The 19856-nt window shown below is 50.1% G+C and carries 10 protein-coding genes; 5 read left to right on the plus strand and 5 right to left on the minus strand.

The features are described from left to right. Positions 1 to 159: 159 nt before the first annotated feature. The gene (locus tag IPL32_17195; protein MBK8467554.1) at positions 160 to 2598 is read right to left on the minus strand and encodes a hypothetical protein; all 2439 of its coding nucleotides are present in this window, start codon (positions 2596 to 2598) and stop codon (positions 160 to 162) included. Beyond that, positions 2595 to 6470 (minus strand): hypothetical protein, encoded by a 3876-nt coding sequence (locus IPL32_17200; protein ID MBK8467555.1) that lies wholly within the window; start codon positions 6468 to 6470, stop codon positions 2595 to 2597. Before IPL32_17200 ends, IPL32_17195 begins: the two co-directional genes overlap by 4 nt. A gap of 536 nt (positions 6471 to 7006) precedes the next feature. On the opposite strand from IPL32_17200, the gene IPL32_17205 reads away from it, so the two are divergent. From IPL32_17205 to IPL32_17225, 5 genes are all read left to right on the plus strand, one after another. Further along, on the plus strand, positions 7007 to 9466 hold the full coding sequence (locus IPL32_17205; protein MBK8467556.1) for an SUMF1/EgtB/PvdO family nonheme iron enzyme: 2460 nt from the start codon (positions 7007 to 7009) through the stop codon (positions 9464 to 9466). A 176-nt stretch (positions 9467 to 9642) separates the two neighbouring features. Beyond that, a complete protein-coding gene (locus tag IPL32_17210; GenBank protein MBK8467557.1) occupies positions 9643 to 11481 on the plus strand; it encodes a D-alanyl-D-alanine carboxypeptidase in 1839 nt (612 codons plus the stop codon). A gap of 88 nt (positions 11482 to 11569) precedes the next feature. After that, a complete protein-coding gene (locus IPL32_17215) occupies positions 11570 to 12472 on the plus strand; it encodes a hypothetical protein (GenBank protein MBK8467558.1) in 903 nt (300 codons plus the stop codon). A gap of 24 nt (positions 12473 to 12496) precedes the next feature. Then, positions 12497 to 15073 (plus strand): Hsp70 family protein, encoded by a 2577-nt coding sequence (locus IPL32_17220; protein MBK8467559.1) that lies wholly within the window; start codon positions 12497 to 12499, stop codon positions 15071 to 15073. Next, positions 15073 to 16869 carry an AAA family ATPase gene (locus IPL32_17225; protein MBK8467560.1) on the plus strand — a complete coding sequence of 599 codons (1797 nt, stop codon included), beginning with the start codon at positions 15073 to 15075 and terminating at the stop codon, positions 16867 to 16869. The genes IPL32_17220 and IPL32_17225 overlap by 1 nt, the downstream gene beginning before the upstream one ends. 103 nt (positions 16870 to 16972) lie before the next feature. Here the strand turns inward: IPL32_17225 and IPL32_17230 are convergent, their stop codons facing one another. The 3 genes from IPL32_17230 to IPL32_17240 all read right to left on the minus strand — a co-directional run bounded on the left by IPL32_17230 (position 16973) and on the right by IPL32_17240 (position 19843). Further along, positions 16973 to 17347, minus strand: a complete 375-nt coding sequence (locus IPL32_17230) for a hypothetical protein (GenBank protein ID MBK8467561.1) — start codon at positions 17345 to 17347, stop codon at positions 16973 to 16975. Positions 17348 to 17416: 69 nt separating this feature from the next. Continuing rightward, positions 17417 to 17764 carry a hypothetical protein gene (locus tag IPL32_17235; GenBank protein MBK8467562.1) on the minus strand — a complete coding sequence of 116 codons (348 nt, stop codon included), beginning with the start codon at positions 17762 to 17764 and terminating at the stop codon, positions 17417 to 17419. A gap of 12 nt (positions 17765 to 17776) precedes the next feature. Next, positions 17777 to 19843: a DEAD/DEAH box helicase gene (locus tag IPL32_17240; protein MBK8467563.1), complete on the minus strand. Its 2067-nt coding sequence runs from the start codon at positions 19841 to 19843 to the stop codon at positions 17777 to 17779. Positions 19844 to 19856: the final 13 nt, after the last annotated feature.

Here is a 19856-nt window from a genome sequence, read left to right on the forward strand (position 1 = left end):
CTGCCATGACATGCCGGCTTTTCACCACACTGAGGAGAAGGAGCAGGATACCGACGATCAGAGGAACGCGCGTGTTGCCACCAATTTTGGGGCACTTTGAAATTGTGCCGAGGGGCGGCGGCAAAAACGAATCGGCAACATCAATTCCCTCCTCGAATACTAGATGATTCGCCGTATACGCTGGACGGTCATCTCGCTTTCTCGATCGTCTATATTCTTTGCCGAGAAGCCGACCAGCACCGCCTCTTCAGGAAGGTCTGCAACGTAGTTTTCGAAAAGCGTGGCCCGCTCGAACGGCGATTGAAATCCGAAATCACCCGCGAGCTTTGACTTTTTCACGGCCTCCAATTTACTCTCCTCTTTATCGAAGACCTCATCGGCACTTACGGTTGAGAGTGATGCACTATATTGAAATCGTTCATCCAGGAGATCACTTTCCATGCCTTGAAATTTGACGCAGTGCCGCCCGTAAAAATCCGTTCCCAAGCGTTTCACAAACGCCTGAACAACGGGCGCCGGCGGTTTGGGGGCATAATACTGAGTGGGAGCACCGGGCAAGTTTATCGGCCCGCGGTATTCCTTATCTAATTTCGTTCGTAGCGCGGTCGTGAAGTAGAACAGTTGTGATTTGTACGGATCGTCCAATAGCAATCGAATGTTCTGCAGCTTTGCGAGTTCTTGCTCGAGATTTACAGCCGAGAGAGTCCCTACCTCGGTCCAAAGCCGTTCGCTTGATCCGGGCTCGACGATAATCCCGGCCGACCCATTCGCGAAGAAACTGAACGCGCCGCACGATCCCGGCACTTCGAAAACGATGAGCGTCTGATTCGCGGCATCTTTCCCAAAACCCTTGATCTGCGCCTGAAAATTACCGACGACCAGTCGCCCATTTAGGAGTGCGCTTTTAGCGGCAACATCCGGCTCAGGCTCGATGAACGAAATCGTCGCCGAAAAACACTCGTTAGCGTCCGGGGCCGGCAGACCGAGCGTAACCTTATACGAACGCTCTATATCCGATTCCCGACGAGCGAATACGACCACCTCAGAGTCTAGAATGACATCGATTTCCAGCGGCTTCCAGTCATTGGAAGACTCGAGAATGATTAGAGCCACAGTCGCACGTCCCGCATCGCACATTCCTTGCTTTACGGTTGGAGCTAATGAGTCGTATATAAGATCGAGGTCCAAGGGCCCGAACCCAGGAGTCTCAATCGCTCTTCCCCACTGATCCCGCGTCGAGATCTCGAACTTGACGTTCGCATCCACGAACGGGGCCTCGAAGTCGGTGTACAAGGCTTTTGAGATCGTGAGACCGTCCCATCTGACCAATGGTGATCCGTCACGAGAATCAAACAGGCGATTGCTATGCTTCGGTTGAGGCTCCGCATCGCGCTTCGCCAAGATACTTTTCGACGGCACCGGCAGGACATCGAGCGTCTGGTGGTAGCCGTAGGAGAATTCGGCTTCAATGACGCCTTCACAAGCGTAGACAGTTGCTTCGCCGATAGTTTTTATCTCATCACTACCCGACGAGTTCTTCGTGACCTCACCCTGCTGCAGAAGGCGCGATCGAACAGAGATCCCATTTTCAGATCTATACGAAGGGGAGTTGAGGCTCAAGGCAAGCGGCCGCACGATAGCGCAGCAGTACTCCCATGAAGTGCTTCCATCGAGTTTTTCGACTTCGATCTCTGCAGTATAAAAAAACGTTCCGTTGTCCGCAGGCTTTGTAAGCTGGGAACCGAGTTCGTCCGATAGTGGTGTCTCATTAAGATCGCCATCGATTATTCCAAAACCCGCCAGCACAGCTACTTCCCAAATCTCGGCCAACACCAGCTGCATCTTAGTCCAAGAGTCGACCTCGCACTGAAGTGCTCGTCCACATGTATCCTTGAATTCATTCCAGTCGAATCCGTCGAAATCAATCAAGTCAGTACTCGTGAAACCCAATCGTTTTGCAACCTCTTCGAGGTCCGAGTTAAGAAAGGCTCTGGCGTCTTTGATATGGTAAACGAGATCGTGGGTCATTTCGCGGACCTGGTTTGGGTCCACGATCAATCCCTCCGGATTCGTTCCGGGATATCCGGACAGGACAAGTTTGGATATGTTCGATCCTTCGAAATAGAATTTTTGTCCGGCCTTAACCAAACCGCACGCGAGTACTCGCCCATTTTCGAGTATCAACGAAACAGACAAGTCATTTGGTGAGCTGTTCGCGAAGTAAACCGCTTCAAGCGTTTCGCCATGTTGAGCCTGGAACGTAACGTCCGAGTTTCCCGTAGCGGCACCAACCAGTACGTGCCACATGTTCGGCGGTGCGTTGAGAGTTGGCACGATACCGCAATCAGTCTCGGTAAATTCTCTTACTTCGACCGCCGATCCGCGCAGGACGCGAATACTTTTGGGTATCGGAAGATAGTTAGAAGCGGCGTCCCATGGCAGGAACCATCTTAGTCGCAATCCGTCTGCCAACGCCGCCTGGGTGGCGGTCAATTGCAGATCGCCTGCGTTGGCCGCATCTATCCATCCGCTTCCGGCCAGAGCGGGCTTTGCTTTGATAACGCTCGGCGTCTCGTTGCACAGTCTAATTCCGTTCATATCTTGACTCCTTCCTGTTTCCACTCCGATCCAAACCGCTGATAGAAAGTCCAATCGACCTTTAGTAAGCGTGAGCCGTTATGCGGATCGTTCAGGTCCCTCAGGACCGGCAGCCCGTCTTTCCCACAGTCGTAAGAAACGACAAACTTAAATCCGCCCCGTGGGATCTTGACTGGCAGACTGTCGGCGAGCAAGAACAAGGCCGCGCTGCAACCGTCGTGGCTCGGACTGACCCGAACATCGAAACGATAGAATTTGGAATCGTGAGGCGGCGAGAAAGTGCTGTAATAAGCAACGACTGATACGCGTCTCCAGTCGATAGGCTCGTTCGAACGGGCGATCAAAGCCACGACGTTCCCATCTTGGTCCATCAGATGGTTCAGCCCAGGGTCGGCTGCCGGTCGTACCGGAGATTCGGATGGACTACAAGTGCCCTCGAACACCCGATAGAATTCAAAAAGTCTTAGATAGTTTAGTCCAGCGGACACACTTGATGCTTCCAACTCGAAAAGCTTCGGCGAAAGCGTCGCGGCCGTTCGGGATTGAGCATTCTTAGCCTGCTCTAGTACGTCATCCTGCGGAAAGGCGGGCGGATTCAACTTATCGGTGGGCCGATAGCCAAAGTTTCCGTACACGCCCCGAACAGCTCCCATCACCCGCAGATGATCGTCAGGTGAAGGATATTGCGAGATAAGGCAATGCCAGGTGTCGAGTACGGCTCGTTCATCAGGTTGATCGGGATTCACTCGGCCGATTCGCACTTCGTATGATCCCGGGGGAATCACATCTTCGATCGCTATTTCTGAAGGCGAAATCTGAATGCCTCGGCTCTCGTACCATTCCCATGGCACCTTCGTGAATCTATGCCTCGGTATCACCGATCGTTTTACATCCACGATCTTCTCGATGGGAGGTGCGAGACCCAAACCGTCGTCGAACTGGATAAACATTTTCGGGAAGATCTTTTCCATGTAGTGAACACGGAATCGGATAACATTTTGATAGTTGAAATAACCGGGCAGGCCAACTCCGAAGGGCGACGGGTACCATCCCTTCCACGGCATACCAAAAAGTCTCTCATCACCGAAAGTGGAATAAAGAATGTACGGACGGAGCTTGTCGGGAAGCACCACATCGAATCTGACATCGACCTCTGGCCAGTCTTTGGGTTTGTCAGCTCCTCCGTCGAGAAGGCGAGCTATGGTTGTGCCGTACAGTTTGAGTCTATAGCGACCGGGAGTGAGCACCTTCTTATGGTCGACCGTGGGAACTTCGATAAAGGGGCTGTAACCGATAGCGAGAACGTTCATGCCTCGTTCGCTATTGACATTCGACGTGCGGACACCGGCGATCGGGCCGCCATCGTTTCGCTCTAGTACTCGGGACACCAGGTTTAGACCGAACGGGTACGACCGGACCCTCGAGCGGGTTACCTTAAGAGTCGATCGACCATCGGCTGTGAATACCGGGTTTCCGGCCCCGTCTATTTCGTCGAACTTAACATGGACCTCGTCCCGCTCGAATGTGAGAATGGATATCGCCGAAGCCAGGCGTTTAGGACCAAGCGGGTCCAAAGGATCGAGCCCGTCAACGCTAAGCAGAACCGAGTAATTGCCATAAAAGAGGGCAAGTCTAGTTTGACTAAAGCCCAAGAAAGGCATCAGAAAGAACGGCGACGCGGAGTCGACAGAAAATGATTGGAGTTCCAGATGCCCCGGATCGATCAGCGTTGCCCGCCCGGCTCCAAAGTACTGGTAATGCCAGGAACTGTCCTGCTCACTATCGCCGGGGTACGCGTAATCAAATTGGGCGAGCCATGCAAGAGGTGAGCCGGAAGGTATCTGCAGCTGAGCTCCACTTACTGTTCCGTTGCCCGTCGAAACACCTTGCCAATAACCGAAATAGTCGTTTATCTCCTCTTCGACACCTGTTTCGGTATCTATTTTGTAGAGGTGAATGCCGGTAAATAGATGACGGGTTTCTACCCCGCCACCTTCGTTGTAGACCCCCCTCATCCCATCCGTACCGAACAGTCGTCCCTGAGGATCGAAGGCAAGTCTTTTGAAGGGAACGGAGATTTCGCAATCGGGCCAGACCTTTGAGACCTCGGGTTTGGCCGGGTCGCTATTCAGTTCCGAGGACGATCCGCTTGGCGGATGGGTGACGGCTAGAGACTTGAATCCATCCTTTAACTGCAGGTTTGCTTCCGGCTCGGGAGTTTCGGGCGGATCCTTTTCATCGATCAGCGTCCATTCAATGTCCTTGTCATAGAATGGACCGATAGAAACGCTACACTTGCCCTTGATCGAGAGCTGCTTGGGTTTAGGAAACGAAAACTGTGAATTGACGTTGAACGATAGCGAAAACCCAATGCCGCAAACTTCTATTTTGAAGCTTACGCGTCCATAGAGTCTCCCCTGAACCTGCTGTGGATTCCATCCGAATAGGACGCTGAATCCGAACATTGTCCAAAATTCGACGGATATGCCTAAGACGCTCGCATAGAGTCGAAACCGAACTTCGGCCGCCATCGCAATGTGCGTAGGTGTGACCCTGAAGCCTCCTGTCATGTTGAACCATGGAAGGCTCACTTTGCAGCGGTTCATATCGTAGCCGCCGATGGCGTAGTACCAATCGGACGGATACTTAAATGAGGCTTGTAACTCGGACGCTCCTTCAAGTGAAAGCTCTCGCCATCCCTTCAAGGGCTCAAGTTTGAATTCCGAACTCAAAGCGAGTGTTTGCCGCTGAAAATCTATCAGTCCAATCACGGAGACGTACGCCGAACGAGGCTCCGCATCAGGCGATGAGTTCTGATCCGAATCGTCGCTCAGGAAGGTCAGATTGCCGCCAACCCAAAGTCTTGGACCGACGGACATATAGGTCACGCCACACTGCGAAATCCGGATCAACTTGCCACTAGAAGCAATGTCTCCAATCACGGTGTTGAGTCCGTAAACGCGAATGTCGTCTCGTGATGGAGCCCAGGCAAGTAACTCCGCGGTCCTCGCCCATTTGGCCACGTCCATCGGCTTCGCTCGAGCGATCTCGTCAATCGGATCGTCGAGTCTCCCCAAGTCGATGTCCGGACCGTATTTTTCACCGTAAAGCACCGAGATGCCCGTCATCAAAAACGGCAACGTCCCGAGCGGAACCTTTAGTCCCTCAGTGCCAAGGCGAATGATGATCCCGTCATTCGAAGATACTCCCACGAAACCGTATAGCTTGAACTTCGGTTCGCTTTGAAAACTGAGCTCGACAAGACATGCTGTGCTGTCGATAGCTACTTCCGCTCCAGGCGGGCCGGAATAGGTCCTGATTTTGGAAATCCCGAAACGCAGGTCGATCGTTTTCGACACCTGAGAGGAACTTGCAACTTCCAGCGAGTAGGCCGGGACGTCTCTAATGATAAGCAGCGGTTCGGCGCTTCGTGTGTAATTAACCTTGCGGGCTAACTCGACTACGGCGGATAAATTTGACTGAGAAAATCCCGTGTCTTGCCCCTTTATTTTCTTCAGGTCGCCGAGCGAGAGTTCCGACAGGGGTTTAGGTTGATCCAGTCCGGGCAGCTGAATGTTGCCGCCTTCGATAACATAACGTACAAATACAGATCCCTCGCTTGGATCGGCACCAGCCGGGGCATCGACTAATTTAACTATCTTACCTTTGAGAAAATCGTCGCCAACCTTATAGGAATCGGATGGATCGGTTCCCGAGAGTTTTAGGTTGTCCTTATTCTCTTTATCCTTGACGAGTTGTGGCAGCGTTTCCGCAAGAAATCTATTCGCCTCCGCAATGGCCGGCTTCAAGACATATTCGTATAGAATAAAACGTTCGGCACCGCCAGGAAATGGTTGCTTTTCTTCGATCATCTGTACACACCTCTTCGACCTTCGTAACACTTCGTTCATTGGCCAACCAGTTTCGTGAAGTTAGATCAAGTTCTTCGATAAAATCCTGCTCGATGTTAGGATATTAATCTGGGATCATACATCACAAATCTAGGAATACTCTTTGTCTGTAAAACCAGTCTCCAGTACAAGTGACTGTAACACAGGGTCTAGAAATTCGTGTGCTTTTGCAGGCAACATTCCCATGCGGTTGGATCTCGGAAATCAATAGACTCTCTACATCGGCCAAGAATTGCGATGAAAAACAGGCATCGAAGTAGGCCAACATAAGTGCTTGCATCCTCCACTGTTTCTGGCTCCTCAAAAAGGTGGGGAACCCGCCTTCACTTCCCGGCAAAGACCGGAAAAAGAACCGACGATTCATCCAGTTACTAAACCAGCGCGATTTTTCCCGCTAACATTAACAGATTGCCTCTTAAATAAGAAATCAAATTCTATCGAAAAGGAAGTCTTGACTATTTTTCCCGCCGTTGTAAACTTACCAAAGACTCCATAAAATGAACGCGATAATAGACAACCCCTACAGGGCTCTCGGTCTGTTTGCAAATTGCACCCAGAAGGAAATTGAGCGCCACGTCGCAAAGCTGTCTCGATACGCGGAAATCGGTAGGAATATCGAATTTGAATCAGATTTACCCTTCCTGGGCGGCATTGATCGGGATGGCCAAAAGGTAACGGAGGCGGCAGCGCGGATCGAACAGGCTGCCAAAAAGGTCCACTGGGCGATGTTCTGGTTTGTCAATGTAAATCACATTGACGAAACAGCCTTTGGCCACCTCAAGGAGGGACATGTCGAAAAGGCTGGGGACATTTGGTCTCTGGCCGTAAAAGATAAACCCGTTACGGCTAAAAACCTGTCAGCCGTCTTAAATCTCTCAACGCTCCAGCTTGGCCTGGCAACCCTGAACAAAAAGCTAGATACTTCCGGTCTCACAAGTGCGATCCAGCTCAAGGGCAAATTCATCGCCTCAGATGCCTTTGACTCTTTTATCGAACTCGTTGCCGGTAAGAATAGTCAAAACGTCAGAGAATCAGCTCGAAAAGAGTTTGTCGACGAGATTTTGCAGCTTCTCAAACCCCACCTCAACAAGCGGGGCGGTGTTTCAACAAAACAGTTGGTTGCTGCTTTCAGTACGTTCCCCGAAGATATCCGGTCTTATCTGTCGGCAAAGTTTACGTCGGGGCCCGTCCGCCGGATCGAAAGCGAGATAGCAAAAACAAAAGAATCTCGGATACAGGATCCGTGTAGCGCAGATACGCATGGCCTACTGCTTTACGAACAAACGCAGGATGATCTTTCGGCTCTCGGTGCGGCGGTCGGCACCAAGGATATTCAATATCAGATCCTGGTTAACAAAGTGGCCAACGAGATCCTTCAGTGCTCGATCGACTACTTCAATGAATATGCCCCGGATTATGATCTTGACACCGAAGATCCGGGTCCTGTAGCAATGGGGCTATTAGAATTAGTTCGCCTTCTTGAACCGACCGGCGAGGTAAAGGATAGGCTCGATGAGAATGGCCAGACAATTCAGGAATGGGTAGACGAAGCAAAAGGTCGTGAGGAAAGGCTAAAAGTCGATGGCGATTTGGAATTCATCAATAATGCACTGGATGGATTTCAGTCCCTCACGGACAACCCGACGACCGCGCTGCAATTACTCCAGTCGTGCCGACCGAAGCTTGACCATATTGCATTCGTTCTTGGTAATAGCAATGAACTTTATCTGAAGATCAGTGATGCCGTTGTCGGAAATGCGATGGGGATGACTATATCCGCAGTGAATGTGGCGCAGGAAGGAATTCCATCAGCTAACAATCGGTTCAACCCGTCGATCGTTCTCTTGTCAAACTATTTGACTGAAGCAAATAAGGTCATGTCTCTTCTTACCGAGTTCGACATGAGTCCGCAACTGCGCAAACGTTGCGAAGATAATGGCCGCACCATTATACAAATAATGGGGCAAATGGGATTAAAAACCTCGACATTTGGATGGCGAGCACCCAAGCCGAAACCCGCGGCTCGATTTCAGACTACTTCGGGCCGAACGCCTGGCCGACCCGCAGCCAGGACTCAACAGACTGAAAATATGTTTCAGGCTCCCGCTCAAAGTGGGTACATTGATACGGTGAAGAATGCGATAGCCAGGCACCCAGCCACTGCATGTTCTTTACTCGTGGTTATATTTGCGGGGACCGTATTCATAGCTTCCTTAGTTGCCGATTCAAAACCGAGGTCGACTAATTCAAACTCAAATGTTGTTGACCCGGCTAAATCGGCACCACCTGGAATGATATTGGTGCGGGGTTCAACCTTCACGATGGGCCGCTCTAATGGTGCAAGCGTCGCCGAAAGCCCCGCTCATTCAGTTACGGTCAAGGACTTCTATATTGATGTAAATGAGGTTACTAATGAAGATTATCGGAAGTTTGTAAAAGCTGCGAATTACCCGCCTCCTAAGTCGTGGGTAGACAAGTACTACAAATTGGGACGGGGCAATTATCCCGTTGTTGGCGTAAGTTATGCGGATGCAGAAGCTTATGCTCGTTGGGCCGGAAAGCGTTTACCGACTGAAGAAGAATGGGAATTGGCGGCACGCGGAACTGACGGAAGGATTTACCCTTGGGGAAATGACTGGATCACGGGAAAAGCCTGTGCTGATCCGAAGTATACAGATTTCACGGCCGTTGGCGGGTACAGTAGTGCCTCCCCCTACGGTCTGCACGATGTGATCGGTAACGCATGGGAATGGACGTCAAACGATTTCAAACCATATCCCGGGGGCACGATTCCGAAAGAGTTTTTGGGTAAAACAAACTTGAAGACGATTCGCGGGGGCAGTTTTTCAACGCCTAATGAGTATGCAACAACGACATATCGCATCGGTTGGAAAGCAGTAGGTGCCGACAACTACGATGCGACCGGATTTCGATGTGCAAAAGATATAGCAAAATAGAGGATATGAAGAGTAAGCGGATTAGAATCTTATTGTTCCCCTGTTTCGTCTGGTTTCTATTGTCTCTATTAGCAGGCGAGATGTTTGGCCAGTGTGGTGTGCCAGGAACCCCTCCATGTTCTCCTAAACACAAAACTACAAAACGAAACAAATCGGTAAGAATATCAAAGCCAAATGTGGACACTGCCTCAGGTTCGGCGACCTCCGCCAACGTAGTCAGGACGCTGTTCCCGGCACTTGCCGACGTATCAATCCCGGGTTATTCAGGCGTTTTGGTCGAATCACTCGCTGGCAGTGTCGTCATCGAAAGCAACTCCACACAGGTCTTCAATCCGGCCTCGAACGTTATGGTAGCCACGGCCTACGCCGTCCTCAAGACCTTCGGCCCGGAATTTCGTTTCTCGACCAGCGTCTATACCGATGGGGCGATCGACCGGACGACTGGAAGGCTGAACGGCAATGTATATGTATCGGGTAAGGATCCGATGTTTGGTTACCAGCACGCGATCACCTTGGCAAATGAGCTCAACAAGATCGGCATTCGCTCGGTAACAGGCGATCTTATTGTTACGGATAATTTCGCAATGAACTATTCCGGTTCGTCGCTCGTTTCGGGGCAATCCCTATTGGCATCGATGGACGCCTCGAGGCGTTCAGCCGCAGCGACCCGTGCTTGGCTCAATTATCTTTCGTATTCAGGAAAATATGGCCAGGCAAGCACTGTTCCGAGCGTCACTTTCACGGGTTCGGTTTATGCCCAGCCGATACCAGGCAGCCTTCATCTGCTTTTCACACACGAATCGGCCCCGATCCGCGAGATCATCAAGGCCACGCTCTGTTACTCAAACAATTTCCTTGCGGAACGCCTCGGCGAAATGCTTGGGGGGCCTTACGCAGTTGCGCGTCTTGTCCAGTTGAATGCAAACATTCCACCCGTCGAATTTTCGATCCAAACATCGAGCGGCCTTGGCTATAATCGCGTCACGCCGAACGCAATGATGCTCCTCCTGCGTGCTCTTCGCTCTGAGTTGGCAAGATATAAGATGGCTTATTCGGATATCATGCCCGTCGCCGGTATCGACAAAGGCACCCTTGAAAACCGTTTTGCGACCGCTTTTTCGGCCGGTAGCGTGGTTGGCCAGGCAGGATCATTCGGCACTCCGGATGCCGGGGTGAGCTCTCTCTCTGGCGAGATCAGTACGCGAAACGGCAAATATCTGTTTGTCATCCTTAACCAACGCGGTAGCGTTACGAAATTCCAGGCTTTTCAGCACTATTTCGTGCCGCTCGTTCAGAAACAGTTTGGCGGCCCCGCACCCATGGCCTACGATACTGTTTCGCTCGAAACGCGGCTTGCGAGGTCACGTGTTCACTATCCGAATCAACAGTGCTCTCAGCCGCTTTATTTATTGGAGAATGAGGATTTTGGATACGATACGTTAAAGCCGATTGAATCGTCTTCGGATTCGAAGTACGAATATTATTCGACAGAATCGTTCAATGGCCGACAAAAGGTTTTTGTAAAGGGGAATGTCAGAACTGTGCTTTTATCCCGCGAGATCCAGAATATTCGAATCGGTGACGCAACCATTAGAGGATATAAAATTCTTATTCTAAACAGCGATGAATCTGTCTTAATGGACTCTAATGGGAACATCGCTGATCAAACAGGTGGAGCCGTGTTTGATACCGGTTATGTTTCTTGCACAAACTTCCGTGCTTACTACACAAAAAAGGGACCTGGAGAAAGTCCATTTGTTAAAGAGTCTCTTGACGATTCGTATTCCCCACCGACGGTTACCGTGAAAAACGATTCCGCTCACGTCCTGACCCTTTTGATTAATGAAACAAGGTATGTAATTTCTCCAGGTGCTACTAGAGAGATCACATTACCCGCAGGCCGCTATAAGTTTGTTGCAACCGCACCAAATGTTATTCCGCTAGTAGGAACAGAAGCATGGGACGCAGGGTATAGATACACGTGGACATTTTATACTGAAAGAGTGATACGATGAACCTCTATTCCGTAAAGAAATTATTAGTTCGACAGTCGTTCGACCGTAACCCGTTGGGGTTTTCCGCCATCATCAGCGAGGCGATATTATGAAAAGAATTATTTTGATTTCAATGGTTCTGCTAACTGTGGGTCAGATCTCTTATGCCGCACTTGCGTCTGGTCAAGACACGCGCCAAATTCAGGAAAGGGTTCGGAGAGCCGAGGCAGACAATGAACGCCTGAAACGCGAACTGCGTAATCTCAAGACGGACCTTTCCGGCAAACTGGACACGTCAAATTCAAAGATTGATACATTGTCGTCACGACTGGAAGCAAGCGATCAAAACGTAAGGAACCTAAATGATCAGTTAGGAAACCGCATCGCCTCGACCGAGGGACACACCGATCAAAAGCTCAGTAGTCTAGATAGTTCTATCAACCGCAATACTCTGTTATTCATTGTTGGTGGACTGGCATTAGCGCTATTAAGCGGACTGATCTATTTTTTCCTCCGGCGGCGGATCACACGCGATAACTCCGACTTGGCCGAAAGACTCACGCGAACAAGGGAGGCCCTCGAGGAGGAAGGTGTTAAACTAGATAACAAACTGATCGAGGTTCTTTCATCCAAAATGCAGGCGTCCAACGCATCTGGCGATCCTATTCGATCCGGCGATTCTGAACCTGACCATTCTCTTGCTCTGAAGGTTGCTGATGAGATCGTCCGCATTGAGAAGAACTTAAATGTCATGGGTCCCGAAACCCGTGGCTTAAAGCAGCTGGCCGCGTCAGTGGGCCGGATTCGGGACAATTTTGCGGCTAAGGGGTACGAGTTGGTAGAAATGCTAAATCGTCCTTACGATCCCGGCATGAAGGTAATAGCCAATTTCAGGCCTGATGAAAATCTCAAGCCGGATGAACAAATAATCACACGGATCATTAAGCCGCAGGTAAATTTTGGGGGCGTCATGATTCAAGCAGCCCAAATCGAAGTTAGTCAGGGAGAATAAACTTCTATATCTTAAAGCAATTATATGGCAAGAACGAAGATTGATTACGGTATTGACTTAGGAACCACTAATTCGGCGATCGCTCGTATCGAGAACGGCAAGCCCATCATTAAAAAGTCAGACGTTTCGATGGATACGATGCCCTCTTGTGTCAATATCAACAAAAAAGGGTCGATAATCGTTGGACAGTCCGCTGCAAATGCCCACAGGTCGGAGACTCTTAAGGCGCTTAAAACGCTGACTCCTATTACGAACACGTTTATAGAATTTAAGCGGACCATGGGGGCCGACAAGAAATATCAAAGTTCCAATGCCGGACGCGATTACACATCAGAAGAATTATCTGCTGAGGTCCTTAAAGCTCTAAAATCATTTGTCACCGACGATAGTCCGAAGTCCATTGTGGTGACTGTTCCAGCAAAATTTACAATTAATCAAAAGGACGCTACTAGTGTTGCAGCTAAGTTTGCGGGATTCGAACATTGTGAGTTGCTGCAAGAGCCAATCGCAGCCTCGATGGCATACGGTGTAGCAACCGAAAGCACCGATGGAACATGGTTGGTCTTCGACTTTGGAGGCGGCACTTTTGACGCAGCCCTTCTCAAGGTTGAAGAGGGCATTATGAAGGTGATAGACACTGAGGGCGACAATCATCTAGGTGGAAAGAACATTGACCTCGCAATCGTTGACGATATCTTGATACCGCACCTTCAGTCGAAATTTGCAATTGATTCCTATCTTTCAGATGCCAACAAACGAGAGTATTTTCGTATCGCTTTGAAGGGCTTTGCCGAACTCAATGCCAAGATTCCTCTCTCATTTTCAACCTCTGCTGACGTTTTGAGTGACCCAGATGACTTCCCCTTGGATGATAACGGTAATGAGATCGAACTGGATCTGACTTTAACTCGCGAGGACATTGAAACAGTTACACAGCCTATTTTTCAAAAAGCTATAGACATTTGTAAAGAGCTTTTGTCACGAAACGGTTTGACTGGAAAAGACCTCGGTGCGTTAATACTCGTCGGTGGGCCAACGTGGGCCCCGCAGGTCCGCCAGATGCTGCGCGATCAGGTTACTAAGAATGTCGATACCAGCATCGACCCGATGACCGCGGTTGCCGAGGGGGCAGCGCTCTATGCCTCGACTGTAAACATCGCCGAGCAAATTGTCGATCGCGATCGAGACAGAACAAAAATTCAGTTGGACATAAAATTTGAGGCAACGACGGTCGAGGTGTCTGAACTCGTAACCATCAAAATTCTCGAAAACAAAACCGAGGGAGAAATTCCGACTAAGGTCTTTGCAGAGATCGTTCGCGGAGATAAAGGATGGTCGAGCGGAAAGCTCGAGATCAACACTATAGGCGAAATATTTGAACCCTTACTCGAACCAGGACGGTCAAATGCATTTACCGTCGTGGTTTATGACGAAACGGGTAATGCCTTACCGAGTGAGCCAACTGAGTTCACGATTATCCAGGGCACTAAGATTGGCTCGGCAACGCTCCCGTATAATTTGGGAATTGCCATCAAAAGTACCCGAAAAGGTTATCCGGTGGTTCGATTCATCGATGGGCTTCAAAAAAACCAGCCGCTGCCTGCAACCGGTGTCACGCGGGGACTCGTAACCCAAACGGCCGTTAGAAGCGGCATGAGTAGCGATGTAATACGCATTCCGATCTATGAGGTGGAACATGGTACCGATCATTCCAGGTTGATTAACAACCTTCACGTTTTTGACGCGGTAATTACCGGTGAGGACGTTCCGAAGCTTCTCCCTGCGGGTAGCGAGGTCGAACTTACCCTGAAAATTAATGATTCAAATCGAATCTTGTCAGCCTATTTTCCGCTTCTCGACCACACCTGTACAGCGGCTTTTGAACGAAAGAATGAAAAGGAGATCGATGCCGATTGGCTTGAGCAAGAGATCTCGCGAGCTATGAATCGTGTGGATCTTCTAAAGCAGGACGATCAATCGGGCCATGGTGATGTTCTTTCCAAGCTTGAAACCGACCTTGGGGCTCTCGAAAAGCTGCTGGATCAGGGCCGCTCTGACTACGATAGGAAGATGCAGGTTCTGCAGGATCTTCGTCGCCTAAATAAAACGATCGACGAGACCGAAGATGCCGTTGAATGGCCGCTGGCGGAGGAAAGGCTGAAAAGTTCTTTTTATAAACTCGAAGAGGTCTTTAGCGCAGTTGAGGGAAACGTTGAATCGATAAATGACGATCGAGTACGATCCGCGATAACTGAAACAAAAAACCAGATCGAGCAAGTGATCAAACAGAAAAACGTTCAACTCGCCCGGGAACTTAGCGACCGCGTCGAGACAATGAGTTTCAGCCTTCGCGACGCTGCTTTGGGAGTCCAAATGGAGATCGGTATATTGAATGATCTGGACGAGGGTTTTGACGATCGCAACTGGATTGACCGCAACAAGGCCCGATTGTTGATTAACCAGGGCCTCAGTATGATCGCCAACAACGCCTCCAAAAAAGAACTTAGGCCGCTTGTTCGAGAGTTAGTGTGGCTCTTGCCTGACTCAGACCAACCGATCTATGAAGGAGACGACACCCTGTTAACCGAATACGAATCTTAATGTCTGATTTAGAATCCAAACTAGCCAAGGGTTCAGTTATTGCCGACCGGTACGAGGTCCAGTTCCCGTCCGGACCTTGCGGCATATCTGAATCTTTCAGGGTTAAGGATCGCGATGGCAGCTCTAGACGCCTTGAACTCATTGATCTCGCATCCCTTCCCGGCTCCTATTACGATGATAATGACAAGCTCCGTCACCTAGAGATCCTCAGGACGATCGAGCACCCCAATATTCCTGACCTTCTGGACGAGGGTGAAACAGTCATCGATTCAAAACGCTATGCATTTTTTGTGTTTCCATGGATTAGTGGTGAGAGCCTTGCCGATCTGTTGGCTCGAAACGGCACCTTGTCGCCTTATAAGGTTCTGCCTATTGCACTTGAACTCCTCGAAACGCTAAAGTTTCTTCATAACCGGGATGTCCCCTTGATCCACAACGGTATTTCCACGCGATCCGTGATCCTCGACTATTCTGCCGATCGCGACAAACCTGTTCTGATAGGTTTCGACCAGGCCCGTGACATTCATGCATCCCGGGATAGTATTTCCTTAAAGGGCCTATTTCTTTTCCATGCAGCTCCGGAACTTCTTCATGGCATCTTTGTGCCGCAAAGCGACCTCTTTTCCGTAGGAGCGTTGATTTATAACCTTATCTTCGGCTCACCACCTTGGTTCAGCGAGGCTGTAATGACGGCGCCCGCTAATAAAGTAAAAACTGCACTTGAGAAAGCACGGTCCAGGCCTTTGAACTTTGACTTTATTGACGAAAATACGCTGGACCTCCACTTTAGGATGGTACTTGAAAAAGCTCTGTCCATCGACGTCCAGTCCAGATTCGAAACAGCGAACGAGTTCGCCCGAGCCTTGAAACGCGAATTAGTGTTTGAGGGCTCAACCGCTCAAATTTCGTTCGAAAGAAACTTTGAAAACAAAGAGAAAGCACCAGGAACGGGCTTCGATGGCCTCGCCGGCATGGCCGAATTAAAGTCAATTCTTCACAACGAGGTGATCAGGCCGATAGTTGAACGTGAGAGATTTGAAAAGTTCGGGATTCCATTGTTAAATGGCGTTCTTCTTTACGGACCTCCAGGATGCGGTAAGACTTTTGTCGCCGAGCGCCTTGTCGAGGAGATCGGATTTAGTTTTATTATGGTCAACCCCTCCGATCTCGCCAGCCCCTACGTTCACGGAGGCCAGGAGAAGATCGGTCAGCTATTTAAGGATGCCGAAGAAAAGGCTCCTTGCCTTGTCTTCATTGATGAATTTGACGCGCTTGTTCCCAGTCGGGAGAGTGACGTGTCCCACCATTACGCGGCTGAGGTTAATGAGATCCTCGCGCAAATGAGCAGCTGCGGCAAACGGGGGATATTTATCATAGGTGCTACAAATCGGCCCGAAAAGATAGATGAGGCTGTTCTAAGATCCGGGCGTTTTGACAAGCTTATTTACCTTCCCCAGCCCGACTTAGAGCAGCGCGAATCGATATTTCGGCAGCATTTGGCCAGGTGCCCCGTTGACCTCGGTGTCGATTACACTCGACTTGCCGACCTGACAAAAAACTATGTCTCAAGCGACATCGCAAACCTCGTCGTCGAGGCAGCCCGCAAAGCCGAAAAAGCCGATACCCGGGTCACGATGGAGATGCTTGAGCAGGCTATTAAAGAAAATAAGCCGTCAGTAACACTTAAGCAGTTAAAGAAATACGAAAAGATGAACCAACAGTGGCAAGACGAAAGAAAAGGGATTGACGTTGATGGTCAAAAATCTATCGGCTTTATACTTCCCGACGAGGATTAACTCTCTTTCGTGTCTTTCCTGCTGGCACCTTGGATTGAAGAAATAAAGTAATATCGTCCTTATGTTCAGGCCGACATTGCCAATCCGGAACGATTTGATCGTATCATCGATTGTTCCAAATATTCTCAATAACCCGAATCCTCTCCGGATCATGAACTTGATTGCCAGCCCGGACAAGTTGGTACCAGAAAGGAAAGTCGTACCATTCGGCTTTTGCGACAATCGTATCAGGGCCGTATGTAATGTTGTAGGCTTCTTCCACAAAAGCATATCCCGGCTTATCCGTAATTGGCCAGGGTTCTTCAACAATTCCAACAATCGCTTTCACGGTAAAGCCGTCTGTGATAATTACCAAATCCCCGTTTGAAAACGGGGCATGTGGCCGATGTCCGATTGCAATTCCCTCTTCCTTAATAAAATCGTAATGTGAAGGGTTGTTTCCGCCTCCAAAATGGACTCCAAATTTCCAAACCGCCATATTGTCTCTCCTTGTAACGCCCGTCGCGACCGAGTTCAAATAGCCTATTGATAAATTCACTCGATTCCATCACTTCGAAAGTACAGGCCCCCGAACGGGCAGAGTTCCGTTCCTTTTTCGAGATTCATACGTATCGTCTTTCATACAACGATTGAGGATCATTGTTTTGTCGTCAGGCTCGCCCATAGTCCAATAGACTCTGCCATCATACGCGTAGTAGGTCAGTCGCATGTCGTAAAAGCGGCCTTGGTATCCGTGATCCCAAATATGCCGGGCGAATCGCATAAAGAGATTCTCATCGACACGATTACGAACCAAATACTCATGCGGCCATTCGGGCATCGTCTTTGCGAAGGTCCATTGTTCAGATCCGATGAACTGTTGAATCGAAATTGGCAGATCTCTCTGATATTGCATAATTATCTGATGTTAAAGCCGCAGGTCATCTAGGAACTCCGATGGGTTCTCGGCTGCGGTTACGAGAAGATGGTCGCGGGCACGGGTGCAGGCGACATAAAGCAGATGCCGCTCGGTGTTGTAGATTTCTTCGAGATCAGCGTCATCCACGACTTGCTCGATTCGTGCCTGGGATGGAATGATCTCATCGTCGCAGGCCATCACGGCGACTGCGCGAAACTCTAAGCCCTTGGCAAGATGCATCGTGCCGATGGAAATATGACCAAAGGTAGTTTCGACGTTTTCGTCGAGGATCTTGAACATGACTCCTGCACGTTCGACTGCCGCCGTAGCTCTCGGCTGTTCGTTCTCGGACCTGACGAATATCCCAATTTCATGGGGTTGAATGCCGCTCTTTTTTAAATCGCCAAGCCAGGTCGCGACTCCGCCTATCTCATCTTCGATCGAATCGAAATCAATGATCTCAGGCGATGGGCCATTGAAGATCGACACCGTACCGCGGCGGTCTTCGGTAATGCCGTCAACGTCCGACACCTCAGGGCCGAGCAGGCGATCTGCCTGTGCCCTAATCTGGTGTGATGTGCGGTAGTTTATCTTCAGGCTGCGGGAACGCCCACGAATATCCACACCGAGCGAAAGCCAGGAAAACGCTTGCTGGAATATTCTCTGTCCCAGATCCCCAGCGAAGAACAGACTGTTTGGCCGGTCGCCGCCCAAAGCGGCGAGAAATCGGAGCTGCGACGGGTTGATGTCCTGGGCCTCGTCAACAACGGCATAATCGAATGGCGGGTTATTACGGGCCGACAGGCTTTCAGCAAGTGCGGCGAGTAGGGCTGCGTCGGTCATCAACGATCGTTCTGCCATCTGATCCCGGAGCAGTTCAAATACAGACCATGCAAGCTGCCGCTGTTTTTCGGGGAGCCTTGTTTTGCGTCCTAACCTTGCCACGTCGCGGTACTCGACCCAGGTGTTCAACTGCCACGCATCGACAACCTGTTCCCACTCGGACAACAGAAATTGAACAGTAAATTTATGGTCCTCGACGGTGGCCGAAACCTCGCTGAGAATTTCGCGTATCTCATCCCGCGAAGCGATCTTCGGTTTGCTAAATTTCAGCTCATAGAGCCGCCTGCCGATCGAAGTCATCGAGTGGACATCGATCTGCTCGGCAAGACGCGGTTCGCTGCTGATGAGAAGGCGGAGTTTCTTTTTCAGTGCGTTCGCAAGTGTATTTGAGAATGTCGTCAGCAGCACTCGCGAATCCGGATTGCTGCGGGCCAAGTGAACCGCCCTATGAATAGCGACAATCGTCTTACCGGTTCCAGCGGAACCCGACACGCGAGCCGGGCCGCTATAGTTCTTCTCGACCAACTCCTGCTGGACTGGATGAAGAAAGATCGCCCATTTGTCCCAAGGATATTCGAGAGCCAACTTCAACTCCTCGACGTTATTCATCACGCGGAAACGCCGCATAGCGTCAGGGTGGGCGAACGGATCAGTTGCCTCAAATACGGTTTCGCTAACTGAGGGAGTGCCTCCATCGGCTAATATCAATAGGGCATCAGACGCCTCGGCCGGCAGGTGATCGACAAGTTTGAGTAGAGCGTCCTCGTCCCTAACATTACGCACATCATCGAGCCATTCTTTTGGGATGCCGTAGCCAAGCAGTTCATCGTCAGTTCGGCTTTCAAAAAGTGGACGTTTTGGCTGTTCGACTTCGACGTATTTAGGAACAACGATCTCTTTTACAGTTTCGCGGATCTCAACGAGTTGGGCGGCGCCGGTTTGCGGGTGAACCTCCAGCTTGCGTTTCGCCGCCCAGTCGTATGCCTTATCGTGGTGGTCGACATAGCAAAGAAGAAAGCTGGAATCATCCTTGTGAACGATGATCCGAATATCCTTATTAACGCGTATCGACCAAAAATTCTTATCTTTTGTCTTATCGATCCGGTGAAACTGCAGTCCCGGATTCGATGGGTCTGTTTGGAGGTCAAATGCCGTAGTCTTAGCGGCCGTCTGCTCGACGTTCGAAAGTTTACCAAGGCTGTCGGTGAATGTATCGGCTATGCGAAATTCCATTGGATATCCCATC

Origin of the sequence: Chloracidobacterium sp. (assembly GCA_016711345.1) — a bacterium.
Classification (GTDB): Bacteria; Acidobacteriota; Blastocatellia; order Pyrinomonadales; family Pyrinomonadaceae; genus OLB17.